This window comes from Bacillus cereus group sp. MG4, from assembly GCF_040460055.1.
GTDB classification, from domain to species: domain Bacteria; phylum Bacillota; class Bacilli; order Bacillales; family Bacillaceae_G; genus Bacillus_A; species Bacillus_A wiedmannii.
The window spans coordinates 2611411-2629977 of record NZ_JARVGZ010000001.1 but is presented as its reverse complement, the minus strand read 5'-3'; the positions used below and the strand labels follow the sequence as shown (position 1 = coordinate 2629977).

Below are 18567 nucleotides of genomic sequence, written 5' to 3'. Positions count from 1 at the left end.
TATATGTCTAATAAATTACTTCTTGCTTTTGCTTTAATTGGAATTATAGTCGTATTTTCTTGTGGTCTTTTCTTACCGATGCCAATCGGATTTAAAGTATCAATGATTACAGCTGGGGTCATGATGATTGTTATGTTTTCAATCATTATTCCATTTGATAGAAAACATATAGTAAGAAAAAATGGATATAAAATTGATTTTACAAAAACAAAAGTGTATTTTCGCTGGAATGTATTTGATACAATTTCGGCTTGTCTTGCAGTGTATGCATGCATATGTGTGCAAGCATTAAATATTTTAGTTTCAACCGGTCATACAATACAAAACCCGTATGTTCAATTTTTTACAAATCAATCACAAGTATGGATTATTGTCGCAAGTGTATATTTAATTTCCCGTATTTCGTTAACGTTAAAAGGAATAAAGGAGATCAAAAATCATGGCGCAGATTGGGATTGAGGAGGAGCTCATGCTTGCGTATCAAAGTGGAGATAAACAGGCGGGAGAAAAACTATATGTTTTAATCAAACCAGCGCTATACACATTTTTGTATCGATTTAACCGAGATGAACAATTAAGTATCGACCTTGTGCAAGATACGTTTTTGACGTTAGAGCGTAAGAAACATATGTATGAACTTGAAAAAGGCAAAATAAAAACGTATTTATTTCAAATTGGTTATCGTCTCATGATTAATAAATTAAATAGAAGAAAAAAGTGGCATACGCTTTTGCCATTTTTAGTGCCGATTCAGGAAAAAGAATTTTCCCACGAAGATCGGCTCACAGTAAGAGAAGCAATTTTGAAAGTTCCGGAAGAGCAGCGAGCTGTCCTTATTCTTTCTTATTATCATGATATGCAGCAAAAAGAGATTGCTGAGATATTAAACATTCCGATTGGAACAGTGAAGTCGAGACTTCATAACGGGATAAAGAAATTAAAACAATTGCTGGAGGTGGATGAAATTGAGCGAAAATCCCTTTAAGAGTGAATATAAATTAAGACAGCATTTAGATAGTGACCATGTAGAAATACCGGATTTTCCAAAAACGGTAAGTCGCTTCGACCGATTCATTGGCTTTCTTGGTTCTCCAGCGAAAGATCCTGTGGAGGCGACGATTGGGAATGATTTATCAGTTGTGTTTCACGTATCGTTATTAGTTGGGGTTCCAATTCTTTCTCTTATTACGATACTCTCTGTGACGTTGTAAAGGATTGGCAAGGAGAGAACACCTACCGCTATTTGACACGCCTATATAAATGATGGTATAAAGAAAAGTATATGAATAATTGAGCGTGGAAAGGGAGAAGTAGTGATCATTTCCCTGTTTTAGAGAGCTGATGGCCGGTGAAAATCAGCACATAGATGATCGCGAATTACACCCCTAGAGCATCTTTTTTCGATTGAATGGTATTCAAAAGGGAAAAGACGGTGCTAAGCCGTTATGTAAATAAGGTGGTAGGCTTTTTTTGCCTGCAACTAGGGTGGTAACGCGATAATCAAAATCGTCCCTTATTTGAAGGGGCGATTTTTTTATGTTTTCAACCTTCACGCCAGTAATGAACTTAAAGGAGAGTATGTAGGATATGGGTATTTTACAAGATCTTGAATTTCGCGGTCTAATTAATCAGCAAACAGATGCTGAGGGACTTGAGCAATTATTAGAAAAAGAAAGCGTTAAATTATACTGTGGTTTCGACCCGACAGCGGATAGCTTACACATCGGTCATATGTTACCAGTATTAATGTTACGTCGTTTCCAATTAGCTGGTCACCAACCAATCGCACTTGTTGGCGGTGGTACTGGTATGATCGGTGACCCAAGTGGTAAAAAAGCAGAGCGTACATTAAATACGAAAGATACAGTTGCTTACTATACAGAAAGCATTAAAAACCAACTTTCAAACTTCTTAGAGTTCGAAAACGTGGACAACCCAGCAACAATGGCTAATAACTATGATTGGCTTGGTAACTTAGATGTAATTTCATTCTTACGCGATATCGGTAAAAACTTCGGTTTAAACTATATGTTAGCAAAAGATACAGTAGCATCTCGTTTAGATACGGGTATTTCATTCACTGAGTTTAGTTACATGATTTTACAATCATACGACTTCTTAAACTTATACCAAAACCATAATTGCCGCTTGCAAATCGGTGGTAGTGACCAATGGGGTAACATTACAGCTGGTCTTGAATTAATCCGTAAATCAGAAGAAGATGCGAAAGCCTTCGGTTTAACAATTCCACTAGTTACAAAATCTGACGGCACGAAGTTTGGTAAAACAGAAGGCGGCGCAATTTGGTTAGACCCAGAGAAAACAACTCCTTACGAGTTCTACCAATTCTGGATTAACACAGATGACCGCGACGTTGTTAAATACTTAAAATACTTCACATTCTTATCTCATGAAGAAATTCTTGAGCTTGAAAAGCAAGTAGCTGAAGCACCAGAAAAACGTGCAGCACAAAAAGCATTAGGTTCTGAAATGACAAAACTTGTTCACGGCGAAGAAGCATTAGAACAAGCGATTAAAATTTCAGCTGCATTATTCAGCGGTTCTGTAGCAGAACTGACTGCAAGCGAAATCGAGCAAGGATTCAAAGACGTACCATCTGTAGAACGTACTGCAGAAGATACAGTATTAATCGACTTACTTGTAGAAAGTAAAATCTCTCCATCAAAACGTCAAGCACGTGAAGATGTAACGAACGGCGCAATCTACGTAAACGGTGAGCGTACACAAGCATTAGACTACGTTGTAACAGAAAACGACCGCATCGAAGGTAAATTCACAATCATTCGCCGCGGTAAAAAGAAATATTTCTTAATTCGTTACTAATCAGAAACGAATATAAAACAAATAGTACCCCGAATTGTAGGCTGAAAGTCTATGATTCGGGGTTTTTATGTGTGAATTTAGATTACCTCACGAGTTCTTGTAAATAGAATATGAAGAATTAATACAATCATATAAAGTAAGCTAATGAGCATAACAATAAATGCTGTTGGATAAAATTTTGCTGCATATATAAAGAAATCGATTTGATAAATATCTTGGTAATTTGAAACGCTGCCTTTAAAGTAATTCGTAAACTTAGCGCTATATTTCCATTCATCAGGATTATCTATTAAATTACTCCCCTGATACCAATTAATAAGCGCGGAAGTAATAAAGAACATACATGCACTACCCAATTGAACCATTTGATATATTGTCAAAATGAAACAACCTCCTATTTAATGGCTATTATAGCGTGCATTCATATTCCTGTAACCTTTTTGTTGTAATCTCCTTTTCGAGTTCATACGGAAATCACATGTAAGCGGTATGATAAATGTATAACAACTAGAAAGGAGTGGTAAAACAAAATGTCACTAGAAGCGCTCATTATTTTTTCTTTGCTAAACGCGGGTCAGCTTGCAGAGAATTCGAAGGTGGATGTACATAAAGAGCAGAAAGATGCTTATGTATATGTTCAGAAAGAGGAAAATAAATAACTTTAATATATATAAATAAAAGCTACTCGAAGTAACTGTTTTAGTTGTCTTCGGTAGCTTTTTACATTATGAATAAATAGGAATTAATTCTCGCTTAAAATCTTCGTACATTTCAAAGGCAATTTTCATGATTTCTTTGAGTTCATCGTAACTGTGGAAATATAGCACGGGTACTTTTTCCGTGTCATTTGATAACAATCTTATAAATATGTCCCAAGGGTCTCCAGCTCTAACTTCACCATTATGCCATGCGTCCCAAATCAATTCAGCAACACCATATTTTAAGCTGATGTTGAATCTAAAGGTGTAGACATCTTTGTTTTTTACTTCTCCTACAATAAAAAAGTCTTCTTTTTTATTGTAACGAGCTTTATAGCCAAGAGACTCGAATACTTCAATAGCTTTTTCATTTTCATAGTTTTCAAATGTATTTGTTCTATCGGGAAATTTTTCTGATAATGCTTTATATCTCTGAATAAAATCAATTTTTGTAAGACTGGCTTGTATTTCAGGTTTTAATGAATACGCCAATAATTACTCCTCCCTAATTTTTAATATTAGATCAAATAAAACAGTATACATGTTAGATACATGAAGAAATCCGGCTCTTGTGAGTCGGATTTTCTTTTTTTATATATAAGATAAGATTGTCTTTCTTATATATAAAATTATGAATAGATAGGAATTAATTCTTGTTTAAAATCTTCATACATACCTAAAGCAATTTTTAAAATTTTTTCTAAGCTGTCATAATCGCTAAATAGTACGGGCTTAATTCTAGTATCTGGAGAAATTAAAAGTCTTGAATATAGACTCCATGGACTACCTAATCGTAATTCATCATTATGACAAACTACCCAAGTAAAATCCAGAACGTTTATTTTAATACCAATATTAAAATAAAATAAAATTTCTTTTTTATCACCTAGTTCTCCAACTTTTAAAAACTGTTCTTTTTTATCATAAACTGATTTATAACCTAGCTTTTCAAGTATTTGTTGAATTTCTTCAATATTGGGATTAGGAATGATTTCTTCGGCATCATAATTTTCTCTCGAAAAAGAAGAAAGTTCTGTGTATCTATTAACAAAGTCAATTTTTTTTAGTGCTGTTTCTATTTCAGGTTTTAATTTTAAGTTCATAATTAATTCTCCTAAAACATTAAGTCTGTCCTTGTTTTTTAGTCATTACTTCATGTATTTTTAAGGTGAAATTATGAATAAATAGGAATTAATTCTCGCTTGAAATCTTCGTACATTTCAAAGGCAATTTTCATGATTTCTTTGAGTTCATCGTAACTGTGGAAGCATACTGCCGGCAATCTTTCAGAACCATTGGATAATACTTTTACAAACATATCCCATGAATTCCCAACTCTAACTTCACCATTATACCTTGCAGACCAAATGAACTCAACAAGCCCATATTTTAAGCTGATATTGAATCTGAAAGTATAGAAATCCTTGTTCTTTACTTCACCAACAATAAAAAAGTTTTCCTTTTTCATAAAACGAGCTTTATAACCAAGGGATTCAAATATTTCAATAGCTTTTTCGTTTTCATAGTTTTCAAACGAACTTTCACTATTTGCTGAAAAATTTTCAGATAGCTCTCTATATCTCGTTAAAAAATCAATTTTCTCAAATACTTCTTGTATTTCAGGTTTCAATGCATATGCCATTTTTTATTCCTCCCTAAATCTAATATTAATGTCATATTTGTTTTTCGCCAATTTTATATATTCATCTATTTTTTTGAAATTTTTATTAGATGCTGGAATCTCTAATATTTGTTTTCCTTGTAGTTCAGTGCCGTCTATTTCGTCGTATTTATTTGAACGAATTTTAGTGCCAACTGCATACTTAGTTTTCATTTCTTTCAAATGTTTTTCAAAAGTTTTAATATCGATATCCTCTAAATCTGTTGCTTTTCTAGAAATTATTTCTCTTTCAAATGGGTCATATGAATCTAATCTTTTACCATTACTTAAATGGACCTCATTATTTGGATACCATCTATTTTTTTCTGCAGCTTTATTAAACTTATTTCCTCTTGCCATAGGTGAATCTTTTGTCCAATAATCACTTGCTTCTTTCCAGTGCAATCTATCTTTAGGTACTTTACCGTCTTTTGCTTTTCTAACGCAATATTCCGCATATTTTAATTCTAAATCAGATTCGACAAACTTACCATCTTTTAAAAGATTTTTAGAGGAACCCCCAGAAGAAGACTGGAACCTTTGCAAAGTATCGATACTATTTTGAACGGTATTATACCATACAAATGTACCATGTGTAGCAACACCTGCTCCAGCGGTTGTAAGAGCTAAATCAGCTGGGATAACAATTGGTGATGCTGCCCCGAAAGTTACTCCTTCTAACAATACGGTTCCAACATTTGATCCTGTTACAATAGCTATACCGCCCAAAATTTCAAAAATAGATCCTACCCCTGATACAAAATTCCCCACAAGATTTCCAGCTTGAAAGGTCGTTTTGTTTTCTAATTCATTGCCCATTGGTAATTCCACACCTGTAAAGTTTTCCGCGGTTGAATTACAAATTCCTTGGAAGAATTCCCAAGCGCCAATAGCTGTTTTTTGGTACCACGGTCTATTAGCTTCTTGTTCCTGCAAAGCCATTTTTTCTTCAATTTCTTTTTTTATTTCGGCTTCTTGAACTCTTTCCTCTGCAATTTTTTGAATAGAGGCTATCCATTCCATATTCAACCTTTGTGTACTAAATGTACCACTTACCGGACTAAAACCTTTCCCGCTTTGGACTTACCTTTTTCAGTGGGGGTATGCTCAAAGTTGAGCTGTCCCCGTTTTTGGCCAGGTGGGTTTGAACCACCGGGTTATTAGTAATAGAACAAGAACAGTAATAAGAAAAAAGGGCTATCTTCCTGGTGGGAAGTCGCCCTTTTTTTTAAACACAACAATTGGCATATTTTATCAAGAATCTACAGTTGTTTTTAATATTTCGAATTTCCCTTGTCCATCCACGGTAAACATGACATTATTATTACGACGATCATCCATTGTTTCCCCTATTTTATTAGGGCTGGAATAGATGGTCTTAACTGCTATGTTATAAATACCCTCTGTTAACACGTGGCTCTTTTCGAAATCATCCATAATATCTTGAGCATTTGGAATAGTTTCACTATTTTTGTAGGTATTGTAATAGTAACTAAAATTGATAACTCCTATATAATTGGCATGATCTCTAGGTGTACTATCTTTTAACGTTTTCATTATGTTGTCAGTGTTTATTTTTTGATCACGTTTGAAATTTTCAACTAATTCCTTTTCTTGTTGTTTATCTATATTTATATGTAAATAGTAATAGAAATTTTGTTTCCCTTTGCCATATTCGGTAGGAGATTCACTTAATAAGTTATACTTTTTTATCATCTTATCGGATTGTTTCAAAACATCAGGATGCTGTTCAACATAAGCCCCTTTAAATATTTCTAGAAAAACATCATCGCTTTCATTTTTAACTACTTCATAATGGGAGTCACTGTTTACAATAAAATAAGCAACAGTGTAGTATGGTTTTTTTATTTCCACGTAAGTGTTATGATCAGAAATTCCAAGCGCACTATCAGCAGAAAGAATTTTAAAGTCCCCATTCTTTATCCCGTAGTTTTCGGACAAATAATCTCCTATTGGTTTTTCAAATAGTTTTGTGTCTGTAAAGCAACCATTTAATAGGAATAGTGGTATGCTCAGTAATAAGATAAAAACAGTTATTTTTAGTTTCCTCATTCTTCCTCCTCCTAAAACTACATTTTACCATTTTTAAGAATAAAAAGGGGATCTCTCTTGTGAGAAGTCCCCCTTTTTTTAAAATACAACAATTGTTGTGTTAACATCAAATGGATGAGGGTATGTGTTTGACAGCGATTTAAATATTTAAAAGTATAGAGGAAATTGCTCTTATGGAAAGAAAAGAATAAGCTGTGGTGGATAATTCATCAAGTAAAAAGGTGAACGCATAAGGAAAATATTCGTTCACTTTTATTTTACCTTTTATAAATGTAGTTCATAATTCCCGTCAAAACTGTTTAGTCTTCCAAATAGTTCCTCGTATGGACTATGTTTTTTTGAAAAGCCATTTTTTAATGCAAAGTGGTAACCTTCTTCAGTTATAACTTCTTGTAATATTAATCGTTCAAAGCCTTTTTCTTTAGCGAATGTTTTAAACCATTCAAGAACAATACTGCCCTTACCTTGATTACTTGGGGTAATGTTTATAGCAGTAATTGCCAAGTATGGATCGGGGAAAAATTCGCTTCTAAGGTTAATGGTGACTTTAGATTTTTTAGAAGAAATATCTAAAGAATACTTAGAAAGACCTTCTATGAACATTATTTCATCTTGTACTAATTCGTCTAATAACATTTTTAATTTTTGAAAGTCTTGTACATGAAGAGGAATCTTGTTGAATTTTTCTTTCAAAACAATTAACTCCTTTTATCATCTGTTTTTTGCACTTATCCATTTCTATACACACGCCAGCCATTATTTTTTTTGTCCCAAACTAGCCCCATTTAGCCCCAGGTGCATACTTTTTAATGCTTTATTTTGCATTATTAGTGACAAATAAAAAAAGCCCAGAACCCTTGATAAACAAGGTTTCTAAGGCTTTTAATACGACTCTTTGCAGAGTACCGAGATTAACGAGAGTAGAACTCTACGATTAATGCTTCGTTGATTTCAGCTGCTAACTCAGAACGCTCAGCGTGACGAGTGTAAGTAGCTTCTAATTTATCAGCATCGAAAGTTAAGTATTCTGGTACGAAGTTGTTAACTTCGATCGCTTCTTTAACAACAACAAGGCTGTTAGATTTTTCGCGAACGCTGATTGTTTGACCAGGTTTTACACGGTAAGATGGGATGTCTACGCGAGATCCATCAACTGTGATGTGACCGTGGTTTACTAATTGGCGAGCTGCACGACGAGTGCGAGCTAAGCCCATACGGTAAACTAAGTTGTCAAGACGAGCTTCAAGAAGGATCATGAAGTTTTCGCCGTGCTTACCAGGCATTTTACCTGCTTGGTCAAATGTGCGACGGAATTGACGCTCAGTCATGCCGTACATGTGACGAAGTTTTTGTTTCTCTTGTAATTGTAAACCGTATTCTGAAAGTTTCTTACGTTGGTTAGGACCGTGAGGACCTGGTGCGTAAGGGCGTTTTTCTAATTCTTTTCCTGTGCCGCTTAGAGAGATTCCAAGACGACGAGACAGTTTCCAAGCTGGACCTGTATAACGAGCCATAGTTGACTCCTCCTTTAAAAATGTTTTTATTTACGTAAAATAAAAACAGACGTAATCGATATTTACGGGCATTTTGTTTTCATGTACCTTCGCTCCAGCAGCAGGGAGTTACGAGATACACCTCCGTAGAGGAACAAAATACAAACGATAAACTCACATTACAAGGCTGCCTTTTTATTTTACACAAACGCTATTATATCTTTTACCCAGAGTTTCGTCAAGCGAGTACGTTTTTGTTTTATGCATATAAATTTTGGGAATTAATATAAGAAGGAATTTAAAACAATATAAAAGAAGAGATAGAAACACAAATAAAACGCTTACATAAAATGTAGTAAAAACGTTCATCAGTTTTTACTGGTGAATATGCGGCAATAAAAACATAAAAGGGGATGTTTTTATGAAAAAGAAGCATATGGAGACAGCTTTAATTCATCACGGGTATACATCTGAGGAACATAAAGGAAGTTTAACACCACCGTTATTTCAAACGTCTACATTTACATTTGAGACTGCGCAGCAAGGAGAGGCGAGTTTTGCGGGAGTGGAACCATCTTATATTTACTCAAGACTTGGAAATCCAACTGTAAAATTATTTGAAGAACGTATGGCGGTGTTAGAAGGAGGAGAAGAAGCGCTTGCTTTCGGATCCGGTATGGCAGCTATTTCCGCAACGTTAATCGGTTTTTTAAAAGCTGGAGATCATATTATTTGTTCAAATGGATTATACGGGTGCACGTACGGTTTTTTAGAAGTATTAGAAGAGAAGTTCATGATTACGCATTCGTTTTGTGATATGGAGACAGAGGATGATGTCGAAAATAAAATCCGTCCAAATACAAAGATTATTTTCGTTGAAACACCGATTAATCCAACGATGAAATTAATCGATTTAAAACAAGTTATTCGGGTTGCGAAGCGAAATGGCTTACTTGTCGTTGTTGATAATACGTTTTGTTCACCTTATTTACAACGACCGCTTGAGCTTGGTTGTGACGCGGTCGTTCATAGTGCGACAAAATATATCGGCGGTCATGGCGATGTTGTGGCGGGTGTAACGATTTGTAAAACGAAAGCGTTAGCTGAAAAAATTCGCCCGATGCGAAAAGATATCGGCGGTATTATGGCGCCGTTTGATGCATGGTTATTGTTACGCGGATTAAAGACGTTAGCGGTAAGGATGGACCGTCATTGTGATAATGCAGAAAAAATTGTATCGTTCCTGAAAAATCATGATGCGGTAGAAGGTGTTTGGTATCCAGAAGGAGAGTTAGCATCTCGCCAAATGAAACGGGGCGGTGGTGTGATTTCTTTTTCAATTAAAGGCGGAAAAGAAGAGACGCAAGCGTTTATCAATGACCTTCACTTTATTACAATTGCCGTAAGTTTAGGGGATACAGAAACGTTAATTCAGCATCCGGCAACGATGACGCACGCTGCGATTCCAGCTGAGCTAAGACAAGAAATGGGTATTTACGATAATTTAATACGTTTATCTGTCGGTTTAGAATCATGGGAGGATATCGTTTCTGATTTAGAACAGGCACTAAAGAAAATATCTACTGTTAGTAATCAATAAAAAAGAGTGAGCTATCGGTTTCGTACGTGATGTACGCAATCGATAACTCACTCTTTTCTTTTTTAAATATGTTTTAGGAGTGTTTCCACAAACTTTTCTAAATAGCGCTGATCTATTTCGTCAAAACGATTTTTTTCAGGGCTATCAATATCAAGTACACCGATGACAGTTCCTTCTTTCACGATTGGTACGACGATTTCTGAATTCGAAGCACTGTCGCAAGCGATATGTCCTGGGAATTGGTGAACGTCTGCTACAAGCTGCGTTGTTTTTGTTTCAGCTGCAACGCCGCAAACGCCTCGTCCAAATGGAATGCGCACGCAAGCAGGCATTCCTTGGAAAGGTCCAAGAACAAGCTGATTTCCGTCTGTTACATAAAAGCCAACCCAATTCACACGATCTAAAAATTGATTTAATAATGCGGACGCATTTGATAAGTTTGCGACTACGTTCGGTTCGCCAGTTAATAATGCATCCAGTTGTTTAATTACTGTCTCGTATTGCTCTTCACGAGAACCTGCATAACTTTCTTTAGTAAACATGGAAACAACTCCCTTTTTATCGAGATGTGTAAAATATTAGCAAAATACGATGTATTTCACATGACTTTGTCGATAGAAAATTAAAGGAATTTGTCTTAAAAGTCAAGAAATTTAAACTATAGCTGTTCAGTGAGAGGAAGTGAGCGCATGAAACAGACGAAACAAAAAGTAATTGATGCGGCAATATCGTTGTTTAACACGAAAGGTTATGATGGAACGTCGGTGCGAGAAATTGCAAAGCGAGCGGATGTGAATGTAGCGAATATTTCATATTATTTTGCTGGAAAGCAAGGTTTATTAGAACAGCTTATTACTGACTTTTTAGAAGGATATATTCATGTGATTGAAATGTCGTTCGAACAGAGAGAATATTTGTCGGCTAAAGATGTGATGGTGCAAATGGTGCGCGGGATTTTACGATATCAATTTGAAAATAGGGAACTGACACGTTTCTTCTACCGAGAGCTTTCACTTGATACGACATTAATTCGCGAAGTGATGACCATTTACTTTTCTAAAGAAAGATATTATATAGAGCAAATGATTAGACAGGGACAAATGAAGCAAGAGTTTAAAAAGGTATCTTTTACAATGTTTATGGCGCAATTAAAAGGCATGATGAATATGCCGTTTTTATATCCACAATATATATCAGAAGTGCTGCATTCTTTTCCGTCTGAGACATTTTTCATAGAAATGTACACGAAAGAAATTGAACAATGGATGGAGCAAATATTATGTATAACGAATATGTACTATGAATTGCCAAGAGCTGTTCATATGTGAAAAATCCCCACCTAACGAACTGAGGTGGGGATTTTTGTGCTTTCTTTCCTTTGCCATACATTGTTGCATAATAGCGCGATAATTGTTAATGAGGCTCCGGCAATTTCAATTTTGTCGACTGTATAGCCTCGAAAGATGGAACCGATAAGTGCAAGTATAGGAACTAAATTCATAAATAATATGCCGTTAATAGATGAAATATAGCGATTTCCTGTGTTCCAGCAAAATACAGCGATAACACCTGCAATAATCGACATATACAAGAGTTCAAAACGAACGCTCATAATTGTACGTAGTGACGGTACAGTAACGATGTTTGTGTAAGTGAAAAAAGTGACAATAACGATGAGTGAAATTGAGCCGAATAAACAAGTTAATGTCGTATACCTGAGTGGTGACCAAGATTGAAAACGTGCACCGCCGTTCGTATAAATGACCCAGCAAGTAACGCCGCATAGCATAAGTATATTTGTTGAGAGATGACTGGCAGCTCCAAATAATAAGTGAATATTTCCTTTTGAAATGACAAGCATCACACCGAGCAAGGCAACGAACATACAAAGGAATGTGTAGTTTTGTGGGCGTTTATTTTTTGTTATCCACTGCAATAATAAAGCGATGAGCGGCATAAGAGACTGAATCATTGCGGCATGGATGGCTCCAGCAGGTCCGGCAAGTTGTTGGCCGTAAAAAATGAGAAAACCATATCCAGCGAAACCGACTGTTCCGTAAAAGAATAACGAAAGTGTTCTTTTTTCTAAGCGGAGTGAAGTTTTTCCCTCAGTAATGAATAGCAAAATAAGAAAAATAATAGCTGCTGATCCGTACCGGATTGTTGTGAAGACGAACGGATCGATAAACTGCAGGGCATTTGCCATGACAGGAAACATAAATCCCCAAGCAGTTACGGCAAGTAAGCATAGGAGGGATCCGAGTAGCATTTGTTTTTTGTCCAAGAGTATCTTTCCCCTTTACATTTCGTTATAGTAAGTTGATGAAATAAGTATAAAGAGTAATTGTTTATAGAAGGAAATATCGATTTTTTATGACAGTTATAACTTTTTGTTAGAGGTGTGTACGATGGATTTAGAAGCAGTACGATCGTTTATTGAAGTAAAGAATACGCGAAGTTTATCAAAGGCGAGTAAACTTTTACATATTTCTCAACCGGCGCTTAGTAAACAAATTCAAAGGTTAGAAGCGGATTTAGAGGTTACTTTACTGAAGCGTTCCGCGCAAGGAGTGGAGTTAACAGAGGCTGGAGAGTTATTTATAACAAGAATGTTACCGATTTTGGAACACATATATGAAGTGAAAGCCGAAATGAAGAATTTTCAAGAGAAGCAGAAAATTTCTATTGGCATATTGCCAAGTTTAGCAGCGCATTATATATCAAAATGTAAGGATGTATTAGGTGACGGATTCGAAGTAGAATGGAAAATTGAGCATACGAAAGTACTAATGGGACTCTTTAAAGAGCGGAAGATTGAAGCGATGTTCGTCGATTCAGTAGTAGAAGACGTTACGTGTGTAAAAGAAGTGCGAGAAGAAAAAGTTGTTTGTGTCGTTTCAAATGATCATCTTTATAAAGAGAAAACAGTAATTCGAATGGAAGATTTGCAAAATGAAAAGTTAATCGTATATCCAGAAATTTGTGATGTAAGGAAAATGATTACGAATATGTTTCAAGGGATAGGTGCGAAACCAATCATTGCATTTGAAACTTCTTATGCAGAACCGATGCTTGCAATGGTCGGAGCTGGACTTGGTATTACGTTACTTCCAGAAATGTCAGTAGAGCAAGCGGTAAAGCAAGGAAATGTGCATGCGATTTCTATTGAGCCACCACTTGTGCGCAAAATTTATTTCGCATCTCATATGGAAGAGTACCTATTATTACAATCATTTGACGATGAGAGGTAATCCAAACCGAATATTGAGAAAGATTACAATTGCATTGAAAGAAACATGAAATTTTAAAAAAACTAGGTCAAAAACACGCCATTACATGGTATGATTAGTACATTGTTAGTTGTTAAATATAGGGGGATTCCCTTTTTATACATAATGCCTTCCATTTCATAAACGGAACGGACAAAAAAAGAGATATAACTAGGAGGCTTTTTTGCATGGATTCTATCCTGACGATCGTTATCATTGTAGTAAGCTCTATTCTAGTGCTGCTCATGATAGAGCTTGTGATAAGAAATCGTTCATATAAAGATATTGAAGCACTGGAGCAGTGGAAACAAGAGATAAAAGATAAGCCTGTGGCAGATGAACTCAAACGGGTGAAAGACTTAAATATGACAGGTCAAACAGAAGAACTGTTTGGTAAATGGCGTGAAGAATGGGATGAGATTGTATCAACAACCCTTCCGAAAGCAGACAAAGATTTAGCGCAAGCGCGAAAATTCGCCTCGCAATTCTCCTTCCGAAAAGCAAAGCATGCGATGAATGAATCCATAAGTGGTTTAGATGACGCTGATAATCGTATTACAGACATTTTAAATGAATTACAGCAATTGTTAGAAAGCCATGAAAAAAATAGCTCGGAAATTGAAGGGTTACGTGATACATATCGTAGTATGAAGAAGAGTGTTCTTGCTCATAGGCATATGTATGGAGCAGCAGAGCAGAAAATCGAAGAAATGCTAGACGCTGAATCTAATAAGTTTAAAAGCTTTGAAGAGGCAACAGATAATGGCGACTACTTAAAAGCGAGAGAAATTGTTATTAGTTTAGAAGAAGGTTTAGCAAACTTAGAAATCATTATTCACCAAATTCCAGATTTACTGGTAGAGTGTCAAGCGACGTTACCAGTTCAGTTGGAAGATTTATTACACGGACATAATGATATGGTAAGACAAGGTTATGTATTAGAGTATTTGGAAATCCCTAAAGAAGTTCGCGATATGACGACACAACTACACACATGTTTAATGAATATACAGGAGCTTCATATAACGGAAGCGGCTGAAAAAGTAGAAGACTTAAAAACGCGTTTAGATGGCTTCTATGATCAACTGGAACAAGAAGTGCATGCGAGACATTATGTGGAGCAAAAAACACTTTCTGTTTATGAAGACTTAGAAGAAATCCGCACTGAAACGCTTGAAACAAAAGCAGAAACACAACTTGTGAAACAAAGTTATCAGTTACAAGATAAGGACATTGAGTCTCAAAAAGTAATTGAAAAGCAAATGCACATTTTAACGAAACGTTTTGAAATGCTACAATTACGCGTTGCGGAACAAGATATTGCCTTCTCTATTATTCGTGAGGAACTAGAAGAGGTTTATGAGCAATGTGAAACGTTAAAAGTACTTCATGCACAGTATAAAGAAATGCTGCAAACGATGCGTAAAGAGGAATTTGAAGCGCGTGAGAAGTTACAAGAAATGCGAAATATCATTTTTGAAACGAAACGTTTTATGCAAAAGTCGAATTTGCCAGGTCTTCCAGAAAGCATTATGGAAGATTTACAAAGAGGACAAATGGCAATGCAAGCTGTAAATGAACAGTTAGAAGTGAAACCGTTAAATATGAACGCTGTAAATAGCAGTTTAGAAGAAGCGTACACAACTGTTAATGGTGTAGCTGAAATGACAGAAGAGTTAATTGGACAAGCGTATTTAGTTGAAAAATTAATTCAATACGGTAATCGTTACCGCAGTCATGATGAGAACCTTGCAGAGAGCTTAAATTATGCGGAGAAATTATTCCGTGAATATCAATACGATGCAGCTTTAGAACAAGCGGCTTCTGTACTAGAGCAACTTGAACCTGGCGTTGTTCAAAAAATAGCTGAATATGTAGACAATGAACAAACCCTTTCATAAGGGTTTGTTTTTTTGTGTAATTTTGGGGACGATGTTGCTATAATGAATAGCGGAATACAGTAAGGTTATTCGTTTTAAAATATAGTGAAACTGTAGTCAGTAGGGTCATCCTAGCTAATTATCGGCCTTCACAATCGGGATAAAATGGAACCTTTGAGTAGTCTTAGCGTAATTACACGTATTTGTGATATGATTATATGATGTGATAGCGCTGAAAGGGGAAGAACGATGATCTATTTTGATAATAGTGCGACGACGAAGCCATATCCAGAAGCCCTTCAATCGTACGTAACGGTTGCTGGAAAATATTTTGGAAACCCTTCTTCTATTCATTCGCTTGGGGGAGAGGCAGAGCGTCTATTAACACAATCAAGAACGATTGCAGCGCAGCTTCTTCACGTTAAACCTTCTGAGATTATTTTCACATCAGGTGGAACGGAAGGGAATAACCTTGCGATTAAAGGAATAGCGATGAGGAATCGTTCGCGCGGTAAACATATCATTACAACAAATATTGAACACGCGTCTGTGTTTGAAGCATATAAACAATTAGAAGATCTCGGTTTTGATGTAACATATTTACCGGTTAATGAGCATGGTGTTGTATCGGTAGAGGATGTAAAACGAGCACTTCGTGAAGATACGATTCTTGTGTCAATTATTCACGTGAACAACGAGACTGGAGCAATTCAGCCTGTTGCTGAAATTGGAACGTTATTATCGAACTATCCGAAAATAAGATTCCATGTGGACCATGTGCAAGGGATAGGAAAAGTACCGCTTGATTTATATGCTTCTCATATTGATCTTTGCTCAATATCTGGACATAAATTCCACAGTGTAAAAGGAACGGGTCTACTTTATGTGCGTGATGGCGTAAGGTTAGATCCAATTTTATCAGGTGGTCAACAAGAGCTTAAGTATCGCTCTGGTACAGAAAACTTACCTGGCATTGTAGCGATGGTGAAAGCACTTCGCATGACGATGGAACAAGTGAAAGAAAAGATAGCTCATTTGCACAATTTACAAACAGAGCTTGTCCGTTTCTTGAAAGAGATGGAAGATGTAACGATTAATACGTCGCTTGCATATGCAGCACCGCACATTTTAAATGTGTCATTTGTTGGTTTAAAACCGGAAGTGGTCGTTCATGCTTTAGAAGAGCACGGTGTATATGTATCGACGAAGTCTGCTTGTTCTTCAAAAGCAAATGAAGTGAGCAGAGTGTTAGTGGCAATGGGAGTACCCCATGCCGCTGCTGCAAGTGCTATTCGCATTAGTTTGGCACCAGAAAACACGATGGAAGAAGTAAAACAATTTGAAGGTATTGTGAAAGAGACGATGCCAAAATTATATGAAGTGATGAGGTAAAGGAATATGATGACATATGAATATATTTTAGTTCGTTATGGAGAGATGACGACTAAAGGTAAAAACCGCTCTAAATTTGTAAGCACATTGAAAGATAACGTAAAGTTCAAACTGAAAAAGTTCCCAAATATTAAAATCGATGCAACGCATGACCGTATGTACATTCAATTAAATGGCGAAGACCATGAAGCAATTTCTGAAAGATTGAAAGATGTATTCGGTATTCATAAGTTTAACTTAGCGATGAAAGTACCATCAGAATTAGAAGATATTAAAAAGGGTGCATTAGCAGCTTTCTTACAAGTAAAAGATGATGTGAAAACATTTAAAATTACAGTGCACCGTTCTGATAAGCGCTTCCCAATGAAGACGATGGAGTTACTTCCAGAAATCGGTGGACACATTTTAGAGAATACAGAGGATATCACAGTAGATGTTCATAATCCAGATGTGAATGTACGTATAGAAATTCGCAGTGGTTACAGCTATATTATGTGTGGTGAGCATATGGGAGCTGGTGGTTTACCAGTTGGCGTTGGCGGAAAAGTAATGGTACTTCTTTCTGGTGGTATCGATAGCCCAGTAGCAACGTACTTAACGATGAAACGCGGCGTGTCTGTGGAAGCAGTTCATTTCCATAGCCCACCTTTCACAAGCGAGCGTGCAAAACAAAAAGTAATCGATTTAGCACAAGAGTTAACGAAGTACTGTAAACGTGTAACGCTTCACCTTGTTCCATTTACAGAAGTGCAAAAAACGATTAATAAAGAAATTCCATCTAGTTATTCAATGACAGTTATGCGCCGTATGATGATGCGTATTACAGAGCGTATCGCAGAGGAGCGTAATGCACTTGCAATCACGACTGGTGAAAGTCTTGGACAAGTAGCAAGCCAAACATTAGATAGCATGCATACGATTAACGAAGTAACAAACTATCCGGTTATTCGTCCACTTATTACGATGGATAAATTAGAAATTATTAAAATCGCTGAAGAAATTGGCACATATGATATTTCAATTCGTCCGTACGAAGATTGCTGTACAGTATTCACACCAGCAAGCCCAGCGACGAAGCCAAAGCGTGAAAAAGCGAATCGTTTTGAAGCGAAATACGATTTCACACCATTAATCGATGAAGCTGTAGCGAACAAAGAAACAATGGTATTACAAACAGTTGAAGTAGTGGCGGAAGAAGAAAAATTCGAAGAACTTTTCTAAAACCATAAATTACCATATCTAAAACGTGTATGAAGTCATGTTATTTATCACACTCTATACTCACAAGGAGGTGATATAACATGTCACGTAGCACAAATAAATTAGCGGTTCCTGGTGCTGAATCAGCATTAGACCAAATGAAATACGAAATCGCTCAAGAGTTTGGTGTTCAACTTGGAGCTGATGCAACAGCTCGCGCTAACGGTTCTGTTGGTGGTGAAATCACTAAACGTCTAGTTTCACTAGCTGAGCAACAATTAGGCGGTTACCAAAAATAATCCCATATAAGATGGCTTAGAAAGAGCGGGTTTTCCCGCTCTTTCTTTTTGTTGTTTGCACCGTTATACATTCATTTCGACATAGATATAAAAAATTTGTCAAAAGAAGAGGGTTCAAAATTAACTGAAAATTCTTTATTATATAAGAGAGGCATAGAA

At 36.1% G+C, this 18567-nt stretch carries 21 protein-coding genes, 1 pseudogene and 1 other annotated feature; of the genes and pseudogenes, 12 read left to right on the top strand and 10 right to left on the bottom strand.

Annotation, left to right across the window (positions count from 1 at the left end; all coding sequences use genetic code 11):
• Positions 1 to 3: 3 nt before the first annotated feature.
• From QCI41_RS13855 to tyrS, 4 genes are all read left to right on the top strand, one after another.
• Positions 4 to 459: a hypothetical protein gene (locus QCI41_RS13855; RefSeq protein WP_088064577.1), complete on the top strand. Its 456-nt coding sequence runs from the start codon at positions 4 to 6 to the stop codon at positions 457 to 459.
• Positions 440 to 985, top strand: a complete 546-nt coding sequence (locus QCI41_RS13850) for an RNA polymerase sigma factor (RefSeq protein WP_088064576.1) — start codon at positions 440 to 442, stop codon at positions 983 to 985. The genes QCI41_RS13855 and QCI41_RS13850 overlap by 20 nt, the downstream gene beginning before the upstream one ends.
• Positions 966 to 1211: a hypothetical protein gene (locus QCI41_RS13845; RefSeq protein ID WP_353837285.1), complete on the top strand. Its 246-nt coding sequence runs from the start codon at positions 966 to 968 to the stop codon at positions 1209 to 1211. The genes QCI41_RS13850 and QCI41_RS13845 overlap by 20 nt, the downstream gene beginning before the upstream one ends.
• A gap of 77 nt (positions 1212 to 1288) precedes the next feature.
• Positions 1289 to 1517 (top strand) — a binding site (T-box leader).
• A 70-nt stretch (positions 1518 to 1587) separates the two neighbouring features.
• The gene (gene tyrS, locus QCI41_RS13840) at positions 1588 to 2844 is read left to right on the top strand and encodes a tyrosine--tRNA ligase (protein ID WP_000512075.1); all 1257 of its coding nucleotides are present in this window, start codon (positions 1588 to 1590) and stop codon (positions 2842 to 2844) included.
• 77 nt (positions 2845 to 2921) lie between these two features.
• On the opposite strand, the gene QCI41_RS13835 is transcribed toward tyrS, so the two are convergent.
• Complete coding sequence (locus tag QCI41_RS13835) at positions 2922 to 3224, bottom strand: YjdJ family protein (RefSeq protein WP_353837286.1); 303 nt, start codon at positions 3222 to 3224, stop codon at positions 2922 to 2924.
• Between the two features lie 150 nt (positions 3225 to 3374).
• On the opposite strand from QCI41_RS13835, the gene QCI41_RS13830 reads away from it, so the two are divergent.
• The gene (locus tag QCI41_RS13830; RefSeq protein ID WP_000050944.1) at positions 3375 to 3503 is read left to right on the top strand and encodes a hypothetical protein; all 129 of its coding nucleotides are present in this window, start codon (positions 3375 to 3377) and stop codon (positions 3501 to 3503) included.
• Between the two features lie 66 nt (positions 3504 to 3569).
• Here QCI41_RS13830 and QCI41_RS13825 read toward each other — a convergent pair whose 3' ends face one another.
• The 7 genes and pseudogenes from QCI41_RS13825 to rpsD all read right to left on the bottom strand — a co-directional run bounded on the left by QCI41_RS13825 (position 3570) and on the right by rpsD (position 8789).
• Positions 3570 to 4034, bottom strand: coding sequence for a hypothetical protein (locus QCI41_RS13825; RefSeq protein WP_353837287.1), 465 nt, complete (start codon positions 4032 to 4034; stop codon positions 3570 to 3572).
• Positions 4035 to 4171: 137 nt separating this feature from the next.
• Positions 4172 to 4645, bottom strand: a complete 474-nt coding sequence (locus tag QCI41_RS13820; RefSeq protein ID WP_064470101.1) for a hypothetical protein — start codon at positions 4643 to 4645, stop codon at positions 4172 to 4174.
• A gap of 71 nt (positions 4646 to 4716) precedes the next feature.
• Positions 4717 to 5184 carry a hypothetical protein gene (locus QCI41_RS13815; protein ID WP_353837288.1) on the bottom strand — a complete coding sequence of 156 codons (468 nt, stop codon included), beginning with the start codon at positions 5182 to 5184 and terminating at the stop codon, positions 4717 to 4719.
• Positions 5185 to 5187: 3 nt separating this feature from the next.
• Positions 5188 to 6285: pseudogene (locus QCI41_RS13810) on the bottom strand (T7SS effector LXG polymorphic toxin); the annotation flags it as partial.
• A gap of 171 nt (positions 6286 to 6456) precedes the next feature.
• Positions 6457 to 7275, bottom strand: a complete 819-nt coding sequence (locus QCI41_RS13805) for a hypothetical protein (RefSeq protein ID WP_353837289.1) — start codon at positions 7273 to 7275, stop codon at positions 6457 to 6459.
• 264 nt (positions 7276 to 7539) lie between these two features.
• Positions 7540 to 7968, bottom strand: coding sequence for a GNAT family N-acetyltransferase (locus tag QCI41_RS13800; protein WP_353837290.1), 429 nt, complete (start codon positions 7966 to 7968; stop codon positions 7540 to 7542).
• Positions 7969 to 8186: 218 nt separating this feature from the next.
• The gene (gene rpsD, locus QCI41_RS13795) at positions 8187 to 8789 is read right to left on the bottom strand and encodes a 30S ribosomal protein S4 (protein WP_000135322.1); all 603 of its coding nucleotides are present in this window, start codon (positions 8787 to 8789) and stop codon (positions 8187 to 8189) included.
• A 400-nt stretch (positions 8790 to 9189) separates the two neighbouring features.
• Here rpsD and megL point away from each other — a divergent pair, with 400 nt between their 5' ends.
• Entirely contained in the window at positions 9190 to 10368 is a 1179-nt protein-coding gene (gene megL / locus QCI41_RS13790) for a methionine gamma-lyase (RefSeq protein ID WP_353837291.1), read from the top strand.
• A gap of 62 nt (positions 10369 to 10430) precedes the next feature.
• Here megL and QCI41_RS13785 read toward each other — a convergent pair whose 3' ends face one another.
• Positions 10431 to 10910, bottom strand: coding sequence for a GAF domain-containing protein (locus tag QCI41_RS13785; RefSeq protein WP_046958724.1), 480 nt, complete (start codon positions 10908 to 10910; stop codon positions 10431 to 10433).
• A gap of 147 nt (positions 10911 to 11057) precedes the next feature.
• On the opposite strand from QCI41_RS13785, the gene refZ reads away from it, so the two are divergent.
• On the top strand, positions 11058 to 11696 hold the full coding sequence (gene refZ / locus QCI41_RS13780) for a forespore capture DNA-binding protein RefZ (RefSeq protein ID WP_353837292.1): 639 nt from the start codon (positions 11058 to 11060) through the stop codon (positions 11694 to 11696).
• A gap of 11 nt (positions 11697 to 11707) precedes the next feature.
• Here the strand turns inward: refZ and QCI41_RS13775 are convergent, their stop codons facing one another.
• Positions 11708 to 12652 (bottom strand): DMT family transporter, encoded by a 945-nt coding sequence (locus QCI41_RS13775; RefSeq protein ID WP_353837293.1) that lies wholly within the window; start codon positions 12650 to 12652, stop codon positions 11708 to 11710.
• A gap of 124 nt (positions 12653 to 12776) precedes the next feature.
• Here QCI41_RS13775 and QCI41_RS13770 point away from each other — a divergent pair, with 124 nt between their 5' ends.
• The 5 genes from QCI41_RS13770 to QCI41_RS13750 all read left to right on the top strand — a co-directional run bounded on the left by QCI41_RS13770 (position 12777) and on the right by QCI41_RS13750 (position 18408).
• On the top strand, positions 12777 to 13619 hold the full coding sequence (locus QCI41_RS13770) for a LysR family transcriptional regulator (RefSeq protein WP_353837294.1): 843 nt from the start codon (positions 12777 to 12779) through the stop codon (positions 13617 to 13619).
• A gap of 206 nt (positions 13620 to 13825) precedes the next feature.
• On the top strand, positions 13826 to 15538 hold the full coding sequence (gene ezrA, locus QCI41_RS13765; protein ID WP_353837295.1) for a septation ring formation regulator EzrA: 1713 nt from the start codon (positions 13826 to 13828) through the stop codon (positions 15536 to 15538).
• A gap of 228 nt (positions 15539 to 15766) precedes the next feature.
• On the top strand, positions 15767 to 16909 hold the full coding sequence (locus QCI41_RS13760; RefSeq protein ID WP_000638957.1) for a cysteine desulfurase family protein: 1143 nt from the start codon (positions 15767 to 15769) through the stop codon (positions 16907 to 16909).
• Between the two features lie 6 nt (positions 16910 to 16915).
• Positions 16916 to 18130 carry a tRNA uracil 4-sulfurtransferase ThiI gene (gene thiI, locus QCI41_RS13755; RefSeq protein ID WP_000989273.1) on the top strand — a complete coding sequence of 405 codons (1215 nt, stop codon included), beginning with the start codon at positions 16916 to 16918 and terminating at the stop codon, positions 18128 to 18130.
• Positions 18131 to 18210: 80 nt separating this feature from the next.
• Positions 18211 to 18408 carry an alpha/beta-type small acid-soluble spore protein gene (locus tag QCI41_RS13750; RefSeq protein ID WP_000091640.1) on the top strand — a complete coding sequence of 66 codons (198 nt, stop codon included), beginning with the start codon at positions 18211 to 18213 and terminating at the stop codon, positions 18406 to 18408.
• Positions 18409 to 18567 lie beyond the last annotated feature (159 nt).